The organism is Variovorax sp. N23 (assembly GCF_025486315.1).
Taxonomy (GTDB): Bacteria; Pseudomonadota; Gammaproteobacteria; order Burkholderiales; family Burkholderiaceae_C; genus Variovorax.
In genome coordinates, this window is sequence record NZ_JAOOPY010000006.1 from 215,157 (window position 1) to 231,906 (window position 16,750).

15 protein-coding genes are annotated in these 16,750 nt (G+C 68.5%); 3 read left to right on the top strand and 12 right to left on the bottom strand.

The features are described from left to right. Positions 1–87: 87 nt before the first annotated feature. Together N8A90_RS11745 and N8A90_RS11750 are read left to right on the top strand one after the other, a co-directional pair. On the top strand, positions 88–1,836 hold the full coding sequence (locus N8A90_RS11745; RefSeq protein ID WP_262075057.1) for a proline--tRNA ligase: 1,749 nt from the start codon (positions 88–90) through the stop codon (positions 1,834–1,836). After that, entirely contained in the window at positions 1,833–2,510 is a 678-nt protein-coding gene (locus tag N8A90_RS11750) for a lytic transglycosylase domain-containing protein (RefSeq protein WP_410087665.1), read from the top strand. Before N8A90_RS11745 ends, N8A90_RS11750 begins: the two co-directional genes overlap by 4 nt. Here N8A90_RS11750 and N8A90_RS11755 read toward each other — a convergent pair. From N8A90_RS11755 to hemA, 6 genes are all read right to left on the bottom strand, one after another. After that, a complete protein-coding gene (locus tag N8A90_RS11755) occupies positions 2,480–3,808 on the bottom strand; it encodes a hemolysin family protein (protein WP_262075058.1) in 1,329 nt (442 codons plus the stop codon). The two genes, N8A90_RS11750 and N8A90_RS11755, sit on opposite strands and share 31 nt — an antisense overlap. Positions 3,809–3,869: 61 nt before the next feature. Further along, positions 3,870–4,874: an AAA family ATPase gene (locus N8A90_RS11760; protein ID WP_262075059.1), complete on the bottom strand. Its 1,005-nt coding sequence runs from the start codon at positions 4,872–4,874 to the stop codon at positions 3,870–3,872. Between the two features lie 115 nt (positions 4,875–4,989). Continuing rightward, positions 4,990–5,313, bottom strand: a complete 324-nt coding sequence (gene grxD, locus N8A90_RS11765) for a Grx4 family monothiol glutaredoxin (protein WP_262075060.1) — start codon at positions 5,311–5,313, stop codon at positions 4,990–4,992. Positions 5,314–5,381: 68 nt separating this feature from the next. Beyond that, a complete protein-coding gene (gene prmC, locus N8A90_RS11770; RefSeq protein ID WP_262075061.1) occupies positions 5,382–6,245 on the bottom strand; it encodes a peptide chain release factor N(5)-glutamine methyltransferase in 864 nt (287 codons plus the stop codon). Further along, the gene (gene prfA / locus N8A90_RS11775) at positions 6,242–7,330 is read right to left on the bottom strand and encodes a peptide chain release factor 1 (protein WP_262075062.1); all 1,089 of its coding nucleotides are present in this window, start codon (positions 7,328–7,330) and stop codon (positions 6,242–6,244) included. The genes prmC and prfA overlap by 4 nt, the downstream gene beginning before the upstream one ends. An 87-nt stretch (positions 7,331–7,417) precedes the next feature. Then, entirely contained in the window at positions 7,418–8,704 is a 1,287-nt protein-coding gene (hemA, locus tag N8A90_RS11780; protein ID WP_262075063.1) for a glutamyl-tRNA reductase, read from the bottom strand. Between the two features lie 96 nt (positions 8,705–8,800). Between hemA and N8A90_RS11785 the strand changes: the two genes are divergently transcribed. Then, positions 8,801–9,079, top strand: a complete 279-nt coding sequence (locus tag N8A90_RS11785) for a hypothetical protein (RefSeq protein ID WP_262075064.1) — start codon at positions 8,801–8,803, stop codon at positions 9,077–9,079. Here the strand turns inward: N8A90_RS11785 and N8A90_RS11790 are convergent. The 6 genes from N8A90_RS11790 to ugpB form a co-directional block, all read right to left on the bottom strand. Further along, positions 9,076–11,553 (bottom strand): DUF3772 domain-containing protein, encoded by a 2,478-nt coding sequence (locus tag N8A90_RS11790; RefSeq protein ID WP_262075065.1) that lies wholly within the window; start codon positions 11,551–11,553, stop codon positions 9,076–9,078. The two genes, N8A90_RS11785 and N8A90_RS11790, sit on opposite strands and share 4 nt — an antisense overlap. A 61-nt stretch (positions 11,554–11,614) precedes the next feature. Next, positions 11,615–12,355: a glycerophosphodiester phosphodiesterase gene (ugpQ, locus tag N8A90_RS11795; RefSeq protein ID WP_262075066.1), complete on the bottom strand. Its 741-nt coding sequence runs from the start codon at positions 12,353–12,355 to the stop codon at positions 11,615–11,617. 2 nt (positions 12,356–12,357) lie between these two features. Further along, positions 12,358–13,365, bottom strand: a complete 1,008-nt coding sequence (ugpC, locus tag N8A90_RS11800; RefSeq protein WP_262075067.1) for a sn-glycerol-3-phosphate ABC transporter ATP-binding protein UgpC — start codon at positions 13,363–13,365, stop codon at positions 12,358–12,360. A gap of 10 nt (positions 13,366–13,375) precedes the next feature. Next, positions 13,376–14,227, bottom strand: coding sequence for a sn-glycerol-3-phosphate ABC transporter permease UgpE (ugpE, locus tag N8A90_RS11805; protein WP_262075068.1), 852 nt, complete (start codon positions 14,225–14,227; stop codon positions 13,376–13,378). Positions 14,228–14,311: 84 nt separating this feature from the next. Then, positions 14,312–15,193 carry a sn-glycerol-3-phosphate ABC transporter permease UgpA gene (gene ugpA / locus N8A90_RS11810; RefSeq protein ID WP_262075069.1) on the bottom strand — a complete coding sequence of 294 codons (882 nt, stop codon included), beginning with the start codon at positions 15,191–15,193 and terminating at the stop codon, positions 14,312–14,314. Between the two features lie 80 nt (positions 15,194–15,273). Then, positions 15,274–16,584 (bottom strand): sn-glycerol-3-phosphate ABC transporter substrate-binding protein UgpB, encoded by a 1,311-nt coding sequence (gene ugpB / locus N8A90_RS11815; protein ID WP_262075070.1) that lies wholly within the window; start codon positions 16,582–16,584, stop codon positions 15,274–15,276. Positions 16,585–16,750: the final 166 nt, after the last annotated feature.

Below are 16,750 nucleotides of genomic sequence, written 5' to 3' on the forward strand. Positions count from 1 at the left end.
AAGTGAGCGGTTCCTGCGGCAAGCCGCCGACGGCCGGCCGATCCCCCGTTTCGACACCCCTTTTCGACACCCTTTCGAGCGCGACCGATGAAAGCTTCCCGTTTCTTTGTCTCCACCCTGAAGGAAGCGCCGGCCGATGCCGAAGTCGCGAGCCACCGGCTCATGATGCGCGCCGGCATGATCAAGAAGCTCGGTGCGGGCATCTACACCTACATGCCGATGGGCCTGCGCGTGATCCGCAAGGTCGAGGCCATCGTGCGCGAGGAGATGAACCGTGCCGGCGCCGTCGAGCTGACCATGCCGGTGGTGCAGCCGGGCGAGTTCTGGCAGGAGACCGGCCGCTTCGAGGCCATGGGCCCCGAACTGCTGCGCATCAAGGACCGCCACGAGCGCGACTACGTCGTGCAGCCGACCAGCGAAGAAGTGGTGACCGACATCGCGCGCCAGGAGATCCGCAGCTACAAGCAACTGCCGCGCAACTTCTATCAGATCCAGACCAAATTCCGCGACGAGCGCCGCCCGCGCTTCGGCCTGATGCGGGGCCGCGAGTTCACCATGAAGGACGCCTACAGCTTCGACCGCGACCTCGATGCTGCCAAGCGCAGCTACCAGGCCATGGCGCAGGCCTACCGCCGCATCTTCGACCGCTTCGGCCTGACCTACCGTGCGGTGGCGGCCGACAGCGGCGCCATCGGCGGCGACCTGAGCGAGGAGTTCCAGGTGATCGCCGCCACCGGTGAGGACGCCATCGTCTACTGCCCGGACAGCGACTACGCCGCGAACATGGAGAAGGCCGAGGCGCTGGCGCCGACCGCCCCGCGCGGCGCCGCCACGAAGCCGCTCGCCAAGACGCCGACCCCGGGCAAGAGCACCTGCGCCGACGTGGCGCAGCTGCTTGGCATGCCGCTGTCGACCACGGTGAAGTCGCTGGTGCTGGCGACGGACGTGCTGGACGACGCCGGGAATCTGCAGGGCTCGCGAATTTGGCTGCTGTTGCTGCGCGGCGACCACGACATGAACGAGATCAAGGTGAGCAAGCTGCCGGGGATGGAGCAGGGTTTCCGCTTCGCGACCACGGCCGAGATCGACGCGCATTTCGGTTGCAAGCCGGGCTACCTCGGCCCTCTCAATCTCGTGGGGCTCCCGGTCACCATCGTGGCCGACCGCGAGGTCGCCGTGATGTCCGACTGGACCACGGGCGCCAACGAGGTCGACTTCCACATGACCGGCGTGAACTGGGGCCGCGACCTGCCCGAGCCCACGTTGGTGGCCGACATCCGCAACGTGGTGGCCGGCGACGCCTCGCCCGACGGCAAGGGCGTGCTCGCCATCGAGCGCGGCATCGAGGTCGGTCACGTCTTCGTGCTCGGCACCAAGTACAGCAAGAGCATGAACGCCACCTTCCTCGACGAAGGCGGCAAGCCGCAGTTCCTGGAGATGGGCTGCTACGGCATCGGCATCACGCGCCTGCCGGCCGCGGCCATCGAACAGAACCACGACGAGCGCGGCATCATCTGGCCCGACGCGCTGGCGCCGTTCACCGTCGTGCTGTGCCCGATCGGCATGGACCGCAGCCCCGAGGTCAAGCTTGCGGCCGAAATGCTCTACGAGCAGTTGCTGGCGGCCGGTGTCGACGTGCTGCTCGACGACCGCGGCGAGCGTCCCGGCGCGATGTTCGCCGACTGGGAGCTGATCGGCGTGCCGCACCGCCTGGTGATCTCCGACCGCGGCATCAAGGAAGGCCAGTTCGAGTACCAGCATCGGCGCGAGACGGTCGCCACCAAGGTGCCGGCCGCGGCGGCGCTCGGCTTCCTGCAATCCAAGCTCGCTGCATGACGATGAAGCCGGCGGCGGACCGAGGCTCGCCCTTGTCTCGTCGGCTGGTGCTTCGTCGGATGGCGCTCGGCGGCGCCGCGGCCGGTGCCTTGATGCTGGCCCTGCCGCGCAGCGCACGGGCCGGCGCGCAGATCGAGGAGCCGCTGATCGATTCGGTGCGCAACGCGCTGAGCGCTGCGATCCACAGCAACGCCCCGCCGCAGCTCGAGTTCCAGGACACCGATTCGCGCCTGGCGTACCTGCGCTGGCTCGGCGAGATGAGCCAGCGGCTCAAGCGCAAGATCCCGGGCCACCAGGAGCGCCTCGAGCTGCTGCAGACGGTCTGGTACGAGAGCAAGCGGGCCGGGCTCGACGTGAGTCTGGTGCTCGGGCTGATCCAGGTGGAGAGCAACTTCCGCAAGTGGGCCATCTCGAGCGCGGGCGCGCGCGGGCTCATGCAGGTCATGCCGTTCTGGACGCGGGTGATCGGTGACGGCGATGCCAACCAGCTGTTCAAGATGCAGCCCAACCTGCGCTTCGGCTGCGTCATCCTGCGCCATTACCTCGACCGCGAACGCGGCGACCTCTTCATGACGCTCGGGCGCTACAACGGCAGCCGCGGCCGCGCGCCGTACCCCGACGCGATCTTCGCCAACCAGCGGATCTACGCCTTCAAGGACCGCGCCGCCGCCTGAGCCGCGCCTTCGACGTCGGTCACCATCACCTGGTCGATGCGGTAGCTGTCGACGTCCATCACCTCGAAGGTGTAGCCGCCCCAGCTCACGCTGTCGGTGCGCTTGGGCACGCGGCGCAGCATCACCATCAGGAAGCCGGCCAGCGTCTCGTACTCGTCGGCGTGGGGCAGAGGGGCGTCGAGGTCCAGCGCCCGCTGCACGTCCTGGATCGGCGTCACGCCGTCGATCAGCCAGGAGTTCTCGTCCCGCCGAACGATCTGCTGCTCCTCGTCCTGCGGACCGACCAGGTCGCCCATCACCGTGCTCATCACGTCGTTGAGCGTGATCACCCCGACCACCAGGCTGTACTCGTTGACGATGATCGCGAAGTCCTCGTGCGCGTGGCGGAACTGCTCGAGCACCTCGGTGAGCGACAGCCGGTCGGGCACCACCAGCGCCTTGTGCAGCGGCACGCCCTGGTCGAGCGCCAGCGGCTGGCCGCTGAGCACGCGCTGGAACATGTCCTTGGCGTCGACGTAGCCGAGCACGTGGTCGATGTCACCGTCGCACACCGGGTAGGCCGAGAAGGGCTCGGCGACGATGCGCGCGCGCAGCACGGATTCGGGGTCGTCCTTCTGGAACCAGGCGATGCGGTCGCGCGAGGTCATCACGCTGTTCACCAGCCGGGTGTCGAGCTCGAACACGTTGGCGATCACCTGCTGCTCGCGCACGGCCAGCACGCCGGCCCGCGCGCCGGCCTCGGTCATGGCGAGAATGTCGGCCGAGGTGATCTGCTCGTCGCGGTGCGCCGGCATGCCCAGCAGCTTGAAGAGCAGGTCGGTGCTGCGGGTGAAGAGCCACACCAGCGGCATGAAGGTGGTGATGAGCACCTGCATCGGGCCGACCATGCGCACCGCCAGCCGTTCGGGGTTGTTCATGCCCAGCCGCTTGGGGAACAGGTCGGCGAACACCAGGAACACCGCGATGATGGTGACGAAGGACGCGGTGAAGGCCGCCGCCTGCGCCGTGTCGGGGCTGAACCACAGGTCGAAGACCCGTGCGAAATAGGGGCTGAGCGAGCCTTCGCCGACCACGCCACCCAGGATGGCGACGGCATTCAGGCCGATCTGCACCACGGTGAAGTAGTGGCCGGGCTGTTCCTGCACGCGCAGCACCCGCTCGGCCCGCACGTCGCCCTCGTCGGCCATCTGGCGCAGACGCAGGCGGCGTGAGGCGGCCAGCGTGATCTCGGCCAGCGAGAAGAAGGCGCTCAGGGCGATGAGCGCAATGATGATGAGGATGCTTTGGGTGAGGGTCATGGCGAGCGCGAACAGCCCGCCAATGGTGCCACGGCGGCCGCCCTCCGCCGTGGCCCGTCGCTTACTGCATGAAGCCGATGCGGCTGCGGCCTGCGGTGCCGCGCGGCAGATCGTCCACCTGCACGTCTTCGCGGTGCGCGAGGCGGGCATTGCCGAAGCCGGTCATCAGCGCCCGCCGCATCTCGCGCGGCGCCACGGTCGCCAGGTGATCGAGCACGTCGTCGCTCGGCTCGGGCGACACGAGGCGGCCCCAGTCGTGGTCGGCGCGGATCGACGCATAAAGTTGCCGCGCGATCTGCCGCGCCGCCTCGTGCGACGGCGCCTCGACCTCGAACACGTTCATCCGGTTGAGGATGGGTTCCGGAATGCCGCGCGCGTCGTTCGCGGTGGTGATCCAGATGACCTGGCTGGCGTCGATCGGCACCTCGGCGAATTCGTCGACGAAGGCATGCGCGGTGTCGTGCTCCAGCAGGCCGTAGAGCGCGCCGAGCGGGTCGTACTGGGCGTCGGTGCCGGCCTTGTCGATCTCGTCGATCACCATCACCGGGTTGGCGTACTCGCCATCGACCAGCGCCTCGAACACCTTGCCCGGCTTGGAGCCCTTCCATTGCGACGAGGCGCCCGAGAGCAGCCAGCCGGCCGTCATCGAGCTCATCGGCACCAGCGACATGCCGGTGCCCAGCAGGTCGGCCAGCTTCTTCGCGAAGTGGGTCTTGCCGATGCCCGGCGGGCCGAGCAGCAGGATCGGCGTCACTTCGAGGCCGTCGCGGCTGTCTTGCGCCAGGGCGACGTGGCGGCGCACGTCGTCGAGCACGTCGGTGAAGTTGGGGAGCTGGGCGTAGAGCGAGGCCATGTCGGGCACGCCGCTCGGCTTGACCTGGAAGCGGTCGGGGCCGCGTTCGAGCATGCGCTCGTAGGTGATGCGCAGGTGTTCGTGCTCGCGGTCGGGGAGTTTGGCGAGCTTGCGTTCGACGTCGTGCGGCTGGAACACGCTGCGCAGCTGCGCCACGGGCAGTTGAAACGACGACGAAGCAGGGACCAGGTCGTGGGACGAGCGGGAATCCATGAACACCTCCGATGACGGACAGTCCAACACAGCATAAGGCGTGCCGGACACCATCGAATGTGGATGTTTTCGCGCTTTCCCGTGTTTGCGACAGCGGTCCCGCGTGTCAGCCGTTTCAGGCGGGCGTGTTTATCACCTGCTGCAGCTCGCCGGACTCGTACATCTCCATCATGATGTCCGAGCCCCCGACGAATTCGCCCTTCACGTAGAGCTGCGGGATCGTCGGCCAGTTGCTGTATTCCTTGATGCCCTGGCGGATTTCCTGGTCGTCCAGCACGTTGACGGTCTTGAGCGCCTTGGTGTCGACGCCGACCGCCTTGAGGATCTGGATCGCGCGGCCGGAGAAGCCGCACATCGGGAAACTGGCGTTGCCCTTCATGAAGAGCACGATGTCGTTGGTCTTGACGAGGTCGTCGATGCGTTGCTGAGCGTCGGGCATGGTGGGGACTCCTGGAATGGGCTGGGTGGATTATTTCACTGCAGCGGTTTCTCCGCCGCCCGTGGGGGTCAAGCCCCGGCGCGCCGTGCGCCGGAGCAGCGTTCGATGCCGGCCAGGTCGGGGCGCGACTGCGCCGCCTCCAGGCCGGCGGCGGTCAGCAGCGCACGCACCGCGGCGGCCTGGTCGTGGCCGTGCTCGAGCAGCAGCCAGCCGCCGGGCGCCAGGTGGGCCGGCGCGTCGGCGACGATGCGGCGGATGTCGTCCAGGCCGTCGGCGCCCGAGACCAGTGCCGATGCGGGCTCGTGCGCCAGCGCCGGCAGGTGCGGGTCGCCGGCGGCGATGTAGGGCGGGTTGGAGACGATCAGGTCGTAGCCCGTGGCCGCACCCGCCAGCCAGTCGGCCTGGGCGAAGCGCACCGGCAGCCCCAGCCGCCGCGCGTTCTCGCGCGCCACGGCCAGTGCGTCGGCACTCGCATCGACCGCGTCGACCCCGGCATCGGGCCGCGCATGCTGCAGCGCCAGGGCGATCGCGCCGCTGCCGGTGCCAAGGTCGAGCACCGTCGGGCGTTCCCGGCCCTGCGCCACCTCCAGTGCCCAGTCGACCAGCGTCTCGGTGTCGGGCCGCGGCACCAGCACGCGGGCGTCGACCTGCAGCGGCAGGCCGTGGAATTCCTTCTCGCCCAGCAGGTAGGCCACCGGCTCGCCCGCCCGGCGTCGTGCGCACAGCGCCGCCAGGCCCGCCCAGGTGCCGGCCGGCAATGCATCGCCATCGTGCGCCAGCAGCCAGGCGCGCTCGTGCACCGGCCGGCCCAGGGCGTGCAGCAGCAGCAACTGAGCGTCGAGCCGGTCGATGCCCAGCGCCGCGATGTCACGCAGGGCCTGCGCCACCGTGGTCGGCGCGGCCTCGTCGATGGGGACAGCCGCGTCGGTCATGCCGGCAGGCTCGATTCCAGCTCGGCCAGCTGCTCGGCCTCGCGCGCGGCCTGCAGGGCGGCGAGCACGTCGCCCAGGTCGCCTTCCATGATCGACTGCAGCTTGTAGAGCGTGAGGTTGATGCGGTGGTCGGTGAGCCGGCCCTGCGGGAAGTTGTAGGTGCGGATGCGGTCGCTGCGGTCGCCGCTGCCGACCAGGCCCTTGCGCAGCGCCGCATCCTTGGCGGCGCGTTCGCTGCGGTCCTTCTCCTGGATGCGGGCCGACAGCACCTGCAGCGCCTTGGCCTTGTTGCGGTGCTGGCTGCGGTCGTCCTGGCACTCGGCGACGATGCCGGTCGGGATGTGTGTGATGCGCACCGCCGAGTCGGTCTTGTTGATGTGCTGGCCGCCGGCGCCGCTGGCGCGATAGGTGTCGATGCGCAGGTCGGCCGGGTTGATCTGCACCGCCACCGTCTCGTCGGGCTCGGCCAGCACGGCCACCGTGCACGCGCTGGTGTGGATCCGGCCCTGCGTTTCGGTGGCGGGCACGCGCTGCACGCGATGGCCGCCGGACTCGAAGCGCAGCTTGCCGAACACATCGTCACCGACCACGCGGACCACGACCTCCTTGTAGCCGCCCAGTTCGCTCTCGCTTTCGCTCACCACCTCGCAGCGCCAGCCGACGCGTTCGAAGTAGCGCGTGTACATGCGCAGCAGGTCGCCCGCGAACAGGGCGGATTCGTCGCCGCCGGTGCCGGCGCGTATTTCCAGGAAGGCGTTGCGTGCGTCGTCCGGGTCCTTGGGCAGCAGCAGGCGCTGCAGCTCGTCCTCGAGCTTGTGCAGATCTTCCTCGGCAGCGGCGATCTCCTCGTGCGCCATCTCGGCCATGTCGGGGTCGTCGAGCATCTCGCGCGCACCCGCCAGGTCGGCCTCACGCTGCTGGTAGCGGGCATAACGCCCGGCGATCTGCGTGACCTCGGCGTGTTCGCGCGAGATGACGCGGTACTGCGCCATGTCGGACATGATGTCCTCGCGCGAGAGCAGGAAGTCCAGCTCGCCGAGGCGTTGCGCATAGCGCTCGAGTTGGTGGCGCAGGAAGGGTTTCACGGAGAGAACGACCAGAAGAAAGAGAGGGGCGTCGCCACGAGCGACGGAAGCGGCGGCCGCTGCGGGCCACCCTGCGAACCCGCGTCGCTAACGCTCTTTGCGCGGTTCGCTGCGCAGGAACAGGCGCGAGATGGTCTGCGCCGTCTGCGCGCGCGCGGCGGCATCGCCGGCATGCAGTTCGGCCAGTGCGCCGTGCAGCATCTTCTGCGTGAGGCCGCGCGACAGCGCCTCGAGCACCGCGTCGACCGATTCGCCCTTGGCCAGCAGCTTGCGCGCACGGGCCAGCTCGGCGGCACGCCACTCGTCGGTCTGCGCATTGAGCTGCTGGATCAGCGGCACGGTGCCGCGCTGGCCCAGCCAGTGCATGAAGTTCTGCACGCCGGCGTCGATGATGACCTCGGCCTGCGCCACCGCGGCCTGGCGGTTGGCCTGGCCCTGCTGCACCACCTGGGCGAGGTCGTCGACGGTGTAGAGGTAAACGTCTTCCAGCGCCTTCACCTCGGGCTCGATGTCGCGCGGCACGGCCAGGTCGACCATGAACATCGGGCGGTGCTTGCGCTGCTTGAGCGCCCGCTCGACCGCGCCCAGGCCGATCAGCGGCAGCGTGCTGGCGGTGCAGCTCACGACGATGTCGAAATCGGCCAGCCGCGCCGGCAGGTCGGCCAGCCGCATGGCCGTGCCGCCGAAGCGCGTGGCCAGCTTCTCGCCGCGCTCGAGCGTGCGGTTGGCGATGGTGATGGACTTCGGCTCCTTGGCGGCGAAGTGCGTCGCGGCCAGGTCGATCATCTCGCCCGCGCCCACGAAGAGCACGCGCGTTTCCCGGATGTCCTCGAACAATTGACTGGCCAGGCGCACCGCGGCGGCGGCCATGCTGATGGAGTGCGCGCCGATCTCGGTGGCGGTGCGCACTTCCTTGGCGACCGCGAAGGAGCGCTGGAACAACTGGTTGAGCGTGCTGCCCAGCGCGCCGGCGCTTTCGGCGGCGCGCACGGCGTCTTTCATCTGGCCGAGGATCTGCGCCTCGCCCAGCACCATGGAGTCGAGCCCGCTGGCCACCCGGAAGGCGTGGCGCGCCACGGCGTCGTTGTGCAGGGTGTAGGCGTGCGAGCGCAGCAGGGCCGGGGCGACGCCGCCGCTTTCGGCCAGCCAGCCGACCGCGTGGTCCAGCGCGGCGGCATGGTCGGCGGCACAGTAGATCTCGGTGCGGTTGCAGGTGGAGATGATGGCCGCCTCGACGGCCGGGTGCCGGCCGGACGCGAAGGAACTGCGCAGGCTCTGCAGCGTGGGGGCGATCTGGTCGAGCGCGAACGCGAAACGACCGCGCAGGTCGAGCGGCGCGGTCGTGTGGTTCAACCCGAAGGCCCAGACTGACATAGACCGCGATTATAAAATTTGTGGAGCGTCGTGCCGTTTGACGCCGCGCAAGTCCCGTCCCGCCGCTGCGGCATGCCCCGTTCTCCACTGCCCCGAATGCCGCCCCTCGCTTTCATCGACCATCTGCTCAACTTCGTCGCGCCCGCCTTCTTCGTGGCGCTGACGCTGGTGCTGGCCGCACGGTGGCTGCTGCGCCGGCAGGCCGGGTCGCCCGGCTTCTGGGCGCAGTTCGTCGTCAACTTCATTGCGGGCGTGGCCGTGCTGGCGGTTGGCCTCGGGTACTTCGGCCGCGATGGAAAGATGGCCACCTATGCCGCGCTGGTCGTGGTGTGCGGCAGCGTGCAGTGGTTCCTGGCAGGCGGCTATCGCCGTTAGCCGGCCGGAACCGGCGCTGCCGTGACCGGCACCGGCTCACCCGGCACGGGTGGCTGAGGGGCGGGCGCCGCCGCATAGGCGGCCAGCGGAAGGTCGGCCTGCTTGAGGCCGTCGAGCATGCCAAAGAGCAGGTCGCTGCGCACGCCGCCGGCCAGCCGCGGGCTCTGCACGTAGGCGATCACCTGGAAGATCAGGAAGCCGTTCTCGATGCCGTCGAGCATCACCGAGGCCGCGGGCGTCGGCAGGACGCCGTCGTGCGCGCTGCAGGCGGCCAGCAGCACCTCGCGCGCCCGGTTGGCGTCGGTGGTCAGCGGCATCGGCAGGCGGATCAGCACACGGCCCTCGGCGTTGGCCAGCGTCATGTTGCGCACGGTCTTCGTGATGAATTCCGAATTCGGCACGATCAGCGTCGAGCGGTCGCCCAGCTGGATTTCGGTGGCGCGCACGTTGATGCGCCGCACGTCGCCTTCGGCGGTGCCGAGCACCACCCAGTCGCCCACCTTCACCGGCCGCTCGGCCAGCAGGATCAGGCCCGAGATGAAGTTCTGCACGATGGCCTGGAGGCCGAAGCCGATGCCCACCGACAGCGCACTGGCGACCCATGCGATGCGTTCCACGCCGATGCCCAGCGCCGACAGCGCCGAGGCGATCACCAGGATGCCGCCGACGTAGCCCAGCAGTGTGGTGAGCGAACTGCGCATGCCCGGCTCGAGCGTGGTGCTCGGCAGGTAGCTGTTGTCGAGCCAGCGCTTGAAGACGCGCAGCACCGCGAAGCCGATGACCAGCACCCCGAGCGCGCCCAGCAGCGCGCCCGGCACCAGCTCGAACTGCCCCACCTTGAGGCTGGCGCCGACCTTGCCGCTGCGCTCGAACAGCTCGTCGGGCGTGGTGCCCAGCGGCGCCAGCAGCGCGATGACGAGGTAGAAGAACAGCGTGATGCGGATCACGCCCGACAGCACCACGGCCGCCTGGTCCAGGGTCGTTGGCGCCACGTTCAGGCTTTTCTGCAGGCGCTGGCCGACATTGCTGCGCGAGGACAGCAGGGCCATGGACAGGTCGTCGGCGAACTTGAACAGCAGGTAGGCCGCCGCGGCCACCACGCCGGTCCAGACCAGCTGGCTGGCGATGAAACTGGCGAGCGACACGTAGCCGACGGCCACCAGCACGCAGATCGCGATCAGCACCGCCGCCACGCCGCCGGTCAGCAGGCCGACCCAGAGGGGGCGCTCGGGCAGGGGGGCGTCCGCAGCGGCCGGCGTTTCGGTGCGCTTGGCGTCGGCCGGTTTGCCCGGGTCGGCGGTGCCGAGGTCGGCCTCGGGCAGGCGCAGGCGCAGCACCATGATGGCCGTGAGCGCGGTCAGCGTCAGCGCGCTCGCCGCATGCGTGACCACGGTGGCCGCAAGGCTCGCATCCATGATCGTGTTGACCTGCGTGGTGAGCCAGCTCAGCGTGCTGACGCCGGCGATCAGCCACGGGAAGAAGGCCATGCGCGCGGCCATGCCGTCGGCCATCGGCGGCAGCCGCCAGGACGGGCGGCGCTGCGCCAGCAGTGCCCGTCCGAGGCCGATCACGAAGCCCACGAAGAGCGCGAAGCGGGCCATCGCATCGCCCAGGCGCTCCGCCATCGGTCCCCACTCGCCGGCGCCCTGCAGCGACTGCCAGGCCCACTGCGCCGCCAGCCCGACGATGAACACCGTCGCCACCACCGTGCTGAGCGCCAGCAGCGAACGCCGCAGGCGGCCCATCGGAAAGACCCGGGCCGCCACCTGCGTCAGGGCGTGCTCGGCGGCCCAGGTGCCGACGAAGGCCAGCAGCAGCGCGCCGATGAGGGCCGTCGTGACCATGCCGCCGTGCTCGCCGCGCAGGGCGGTCGAGGCGCCGGTGCGCACTTCCGCCTCGAAGGTTTTCAGCCGCGCGCTGTCGGCCGGCCAGGCGGCCGCGATACCGCGCCAGAAGGCGCCGCCCAAGGGCGAGTCCGAGCGCTCGAGCAGACGGGCCTCGAACAGGGCGCGGCGCTGCGAACGCAGGTCGCTGGCGCGTTGCTGGGCGTCGACCGATACCAGCCGGGCGAGGCGGATGTCGGCGTCGAGCGCATTGCGCTCCTTCTCCAGGGCCGCGCGCTGGCGTGTGATGTCGGGGTCCTCGGCCGAGCCCTTGGGCGGCGCCGTGCCCAACTCGCCGAGACGGGCGTTGAGGTCGGCCAGGGGGCCCGCGCGCGAGGTCACGAAGCGCTGGGCGAGCGCGACGATGTCCTGCGTCTCGGCGACGAAGGCGGTGATGTCCTCGTTGCGCTCGACCGTCTCGGGAATCTTGTCGAGCCGCGCGCGCAGTGCGGGTACGGTGACCTCGGGATCGAGCGCGGCGGCGCTGGTTGGCGCGGAGGTCGCGGTCGGGCCCTGGGCCCAGGCGGCGCCCGCCGTGGCGAGCACCGTCGCCAGGAGCCAGACCGCGAGCCAGCGTGGAAGGAAAGTCATCCGGTCGATTATGGAAGCCCGGCCGGTGACAGAACGCTACCGGCCGGTGGGCTGCCGGTGCTCAGCCGGCGGGGCTGAACAGGTCGACCCGGTCGGTGATGACGCCGTCGGTGCCGAGCGCGATCAGCCGCTCGGCCGCCCACTCGTCGTTCACCGTGTAGCTCAGGGTGCGCAGGCCGGCATCGCGGGCCTGCGCGACGGTGTGTACGTCCCACAGCGCGTGGTTGCAGACGATGGCCGTGCAGCCGAGATCGTGTGCCGCGGCCAGCCAACCGTCCCACAACGTATCGAGCAGCAGGCCGCGCGGCAGTTCGGGCGCCGTGTCGCGTGCGCCGGCCAGCGCTTCGGTCTTGAAGGACGTCATCAAGGGCGGGATCGCCTGGCCGGCCCACAGCCGCTGGGCGTCGCGCGCCACCACGTCGCCGGTGCGGCGCTCGACACCGGGCGTCGGCTTGATCTCGATGTTGAGCAGGTAGCCGTTGTGCAGGCAGAAGCGCGCGGCGTTTTCCAGCGTGGCCAGGGGCTCGCCGGCGTAGGCGCGCGAATGCCAGCTGCCGGCGTCGAGCTGCGACAGGGCGTGCCAGGGCTGGTCGCCGCCGATGCCGCGGCCACTGGTCGTGCGCTCCAGCGTGGCGTCATGCATCAGGAAAGGCACGCCGTCGGCGCTCAGCTTGGCGTCGCACTCGAACATGCGGTAGCCGTGCTGCGCGCCCAGCCGGAAAGCCGCCAGCGTGTTCTCCGGCGCGAGCTTGCCGGCGCCGCGGTGGGCGACCCAGCGGGGGTAGGGCCAGTCAGCGCGCATCGTCAGGTAGCACGTTTTCCGGAGCCGGCGTCGAACCAGTGCAGGCGTTCCGGGGGGGCGGAGATGTGCACCGTGTCGCCGGCCACCGGCGGGCGGTCGGCCTCGTCGGTGCGCATGATGATCTGCTCGTCGCCGATGCGGCCGTACACCAGGCGCTCGGCACCCAGCAGTTCGACGTGCTCGACCTGCACCGTCCAGCCGGTCTGGTCGAGCTTGAGGTGTTCCGGCCGCACACCGAGGATGTGGCCGGGGCGCACGCCGGGCGCGTGTTTGAGGAGGTTCATCGGCGGCGAGCCGATGAAGCTGGCGACGAAGGTGGTGGCCGGACGGTTGTAGACCTCCTCGGGCGTGCCGAACTGGTCCATCACGCCGCCGTTCATCACGATGATGCGCTGCGCCAGCGTCATGGCCTCGACCTGGTCGTGCGTGACGAAGAGCGAGGTGATGCCGAGTTCGCGGTGCAGCTTCTGGATCTCGATGCGGGTCTGGGCGCGCAGCTTGGCGTCGAGGTTCGACAGCGGCTCGTCGAACAGAAAGACCTGCGGCTGCCGCACGATCGCGCGGCCCATGGCCACGCGCTGGCGCTGGCCACCCGATAGCTCGCGCGGCTTGCGCTCGAGCAGGTGGCCGAGTTCCAGAATCTTCGCCGCCTTGTCGACGCGCGTCTTGATCTCGGGCACCGGCACCTTGGCGATCTTCAGGCCGTAGGCCATGTTGTCGAACACGCTCATGTGCGGGTAGAGCGCGTAGTTCTGGAACACCATCGCGATGTCCCGTTCGGAGGGTTCGAGGTTGTTCACCACGCGTCCGCCGATCGCGATCTCGCCGGCGGAGATTTCTTCCAGCCCGGCGACCATGCGCAGCAGCGTGGACTTGCCGCAGCCCGAGGGGCCGACGATCACGATGAATTCATGGTCGGCGATCTCGGCGCTCACGCCGTGGATCACCTGGTTGGCCTTGGGGCCGACGCCGTAGCGCTTGATGACGTTGCGAAGGGAAAGAGCAGCCATATCTTCTTGTTTACTTTTCTGTGTCGACCAGGCCCTTGACGAACCATTTCTGCATCAGCACCACCACCAGTGCAGGCGGCAGCATCGCCAGGATGGCGGTGGCCATCACGACGTTCCATTCGTTCTGGCCGTCGCCGCCGGCGATCATCCGCTTGATGCCCACGACCACCGGGTACATGTCTTCGCCGGTGGTGGCCAGCAGCGGCCAGAGGTACTGGTTCCAGCCGTAGATGAACTGGATCACGAACAGCGCCGCGATCGAGGTCTTCGACAGCGGCAGCAGCACGTCGAAGAAGAAGCGCATCGGGCTCGCACCGTCCATGCGCGAGGCCTCGGTGAGTTCCTCGGGCACCGTCAGGAAGAACTGCCTGAACAGGAAGGTGGCGGTGGCCGACGCGATCAGCGGCACCGTGAGGCCCGCATACGTGTTGAGCATGTGCAGGTCCGACAGCACCTGGTAGGTCGGCAGGATGCGCACTTCCACCGGCAGCATCAGCGTCACGAAGATCGCCCAGAAGCAGAGCTTCTTGAAGGGGAAGCGGAAGTAGACGATGGCGAAGGCCGACAGCAGCGAGATGGCGATCTTGCCGATCGAGATCACCATGGCGGTCACGAAGCTGACCCACATCATGTGGGCCACGGGCGCATTGGAGCCCGCTGCCGAATCCCGGCCGAACAGCGCGCCCTTGTAGCTGTCGAGCATGTTGCTGCCGGGCAGCAGGGGCATCGGCGCCTGCACGATCTCCTGCGCCGTGTGCGTGGAGGCGACGAAGGCCAGGTAGAGCGGGAAGGCGACGATGAAGACGCCCAGCACCATCACCACATGCGCCAGGATCCCGTGGGTTCCGCGTTTTTCGACCATGTCAGGACTCCCGCCGGGCCGCCCCAAGGGAGGCCTCGCCCCCTCGGGGGGCAGTGAATACACGAAGTGAGGAACGTGGGGGCATCAGTAATTCACTTTCTTCTCGACGTAGCGGAACTGGATCACTGTGAGCGCGACGACGATCAACATGAGCACCACCGATTGCGCGGCCGATCCGCCCAGGTCCATGGCCTTGAAGCCGTCGTAGTACACCTTGTAGACCAGGATGGCCGTGTCCTTGCCCGGACCGCCCTGCGTCGCCGCGTCGACGATCGCGAAGGTGTCGAAGAAGGCGTAGACGACGTTGATCACCAGCAGGAAGAAGGTGGTCGGCGAGAGCAGGGGGAACTGCACCGTCCAGAAGCGGCGCCACGGGCGGGCGCCGTCGATGGCGGCGGCCTCGATCAGCGATTTCGGAATGGACTGCAGGCCGGCCAGGAAGAACAGGAAGTTGTACGAGATCTGCTTCCACACCGAGGCCATCACGATCAGCGTCATGGCATGGCCGGAATTGAGCAGGTGGTTCCAGTCGATGCCGACCTTGCCCAGCGCATAGGCCACCACGCCCAGCGAGGGCGAGAACATGAAGACCCACAGCACCGCCGCGACGGCCGGCGCCACGGCGTAGGGCAGGATCAGCATGGTCTTGTAGAAGGTCGCACCGCGCGCGACGCGGTCGGCGAACACGGCGAGCATCAGCGACAGGCTGATGCCGATGCCGGCCACCAGCACCGAGAACAGCGCGGTGGTCTTGAACGACTCGACGTAGCTCGGGTCGTCGAACAGCTGCCGGAAGTTGTCCAGGCCGACGAATTCGACCGAGGTGCCGAACGGATCCTGCTGCTGCAGCGACTGGAACAGCGCCTGACCCGCAGGCCAGAAGAAGAACACCAGGATGACCAGCATCTGCGGTGTCAGCAGAAGCCACGGCAGCCAGCCGGAGCGGAAGAAGACGCGTTTTTCCATAGGAACCCTGGATAAAGAAAACCCGCCGGGCTCGGAAGCGCGGCGGGGCGAGTCTACTGTGGCCGAGGCCACTTCAAGGCTCAGCTCTTGTTGGCTTTCTGGAAGCGTTCCAGCTGCTCGTTGCCGCGCTTGACGATCGAGTCGAGCGCTTCCTTGGCGGTTTTCTTGCCGCCCCAGACCTGCTCGAGTTCCTCGTCCTCGATGGCGCGGATCTGGACATAGTTGCCAAGGCGGATGCCGCGGCTCTTGTCGGTCACCTTGCGGATCATCTGCGTCACGGCCACGTCGGTGCCGGGGTTCTGCTTGTAGAAGCCGGAGTCCTCGGTGAGCTTGTACGAGGCCATCGTCACCGGCAGGTAGCCGGTGCGCTTGTGGCTGGCGGACTGCACTTCAGGCTGCGAGATGAAGCTGAAGAACTTGGCCACGCCCTTGTACTCGGCCGGCTTCTTGCCCGACATCACCCACAGGCTGGCGCCGCCGATCACGGTGTTCTGCGGGGCGCCGGGCACGTCGGGGTAGTAGGGCAGCGGTGCCACGGCGTAGGCGAACTTGGCGTTCTTCGCGACGTTGCCGTAGAAGCCGGACGACGTGTTGATCATGGCGCACTCGCCCGACACGAACGAGGCCTCGGGCACGTTGCCGCGGCCCTTGTAGATGAACAGACCCTGCTTGGACATGTTCGCCAGGTTCTCGATGTGGCGCACGTGCAGCGGCGAATTGATCTTCATGCGGGCGTCGAGGCCGGCCAGACCGTTGCTCTTGGTCGCGAATTCGACGTTGTGCCAGGCCGAGAAGCTCTCGAGCTGGGTCCAGCCCTGCCAGGCCGTGGTGAACGGGCACTTGTGGCCGCTGGCCTTCAGCTTGGCGGCGGCGGCGGCCACTTCAGGCCAGGTCGACGGCAGCTTCGTCGTGTCGATGCCGGCGGCCTTGAAGGCGTCCTTGTTGATGTAGAAGACCGTCGTCGAGCTGTTGAACGGGAAGCTCAGCATCTGCCCGTTCGGCGCGGTGTAGTAGCCGGCCACGGCGGGGATGTAGGCGGCCGGGTCGAATTTCTCGCCCGCGTCCTTCATGACCTGGCCGACCGGCACGATGGCGCCCTTGCTGGCCATCATGGTCGCGGTGCCCACCTCGAAGACCTGCAGGATGTGCGGTGCATTGCCGGCGCGGAAGGCGGCGATCGACGCCGTCATCGATTCGTCGTACGTGCCCTTGTAGGTCGGCACGATCTTGTAGTCCTTCTGGCTCTCGTTGAACTGCTTGGCCAGGTCGTTGACCCATTCGCCGTTGACGGCGGTCATCGAATGCCACCACTGGATTTCGGTCTGGGCCTGTGCCGTGTTGAACAGGGTGGCTGCCAGCGCCGAGGCCAGGGCGAGCGTTTTGAATCGCATGAAGACTCCTGAGGGGGGATGTGAGAAGCGCGGATGCTAGGGGCTGCGTGTGACACAGCCGCGTCACATTTGTCGCATGGAGGGCGGCGAGCCACCAAGCGGGGAAACCCTTTTGGTGCCATGTGCCCAACGGCGCCCCGTAAGCGTGCTGCGCTGCACCATGCTA

Bases quoted from the DNA above. Each gene is read 5' to 3' on its own strand.
- N8A90_RS11760 (WP_262075059.1), bottom strand. From the start codon at position 4,874: ATGGATTCCCGCTCGTCCCACGACCTGGTCCCTGCTTCGTCGTCGTTT.
- hemA (WP_262075063.1), bottom strand. From the start codon at position 8,704: ATGTCAGTCTGGGCCTTCGGGTTGAACCACACGACCGCGCCGCTCGAC.
- ugpA (WP_262075069.1), bottom strand. From the start codon at position 15,193: ATGGAAAAACGCGTCTTCTTCCGCTCCGGCTGGCTGCCGTGGCTTCTG.
- ugpC (WP_262075067.1), bottom strand. From the start codon at position 13,365: ATGGCTGCTCTTTCCCTTCGCAACGTCATCAAGCGCTACGGCGTCGGC.
- ugpB (WP_262075070.1), bottom strand. From the start codon at position 16,584: ATGCGATTCAAAACGCTCGCCCTGGCCTCGGCGCTGGCAGCCACCCTG.
- N8A90_RS11755 (WP_262075058.1), bottom strand. From the start codon at position 3,808: ATGACCCTCACCCAAAGCATCCTCATCATCATTGCGCTCATCGCCCTG.
- N8A90_RS11785 (WP_262075064.1), top strand. From the start codon at position 8,801: ATGCCGCCCCTCGCTTTCATCGACCATCTGCTCAACTTCGTCGCGCCC.
- ugpQ (WP_262075066.1), bottom strand. From the start codon at position 12,355: ATGCGCGCTGACTGGCCCTACCCCCGCTGGGTCGCCCACCGCGGCGCC.
- grxD (WP_262075060.1), bottom strand. From the start codon at position 5,313: ATGCCCGACGCTCAGCAACGCATCGACGACCTCGTCAAGACCAACGAC.
- prmC (WP_262075061.1), bottom strand. From the start codon at position 6,245: ATGACCGACGCGGCTGTCCCCATCGACGAGGCCGCGCCGACCACGGTG.
- N8A90_RS11745 (WP_262075057.1), top strand. From the start codon at position 88: ATGAAAGCTTCCCGTTTCTTTGTCTCCACCCTGAAGGAAGCGCCGGCC.
- N8A90_RS11790 (WP_262075065.1), bottom strand. From the start codon at position 11,553: ATGACTTTCCTTCCACGCTGGCTCGCGGTCTGGCTCCTGGCGACGGTG.
- ugpE (WP_262075068.1), bottom strand. From the start codon at position 14,227: ATGGTCGAAAAACGCGGAACCCACGGGATCCTGGCGCATGTGGTGATG.
- N8A90_RS11750 (WP_410087665.1), top strand. From the start codon at position 1,833: ATGACGATGAAGCCGGCGGCGGACCGAGGCTCGCCCTTGTCTCGTCGG.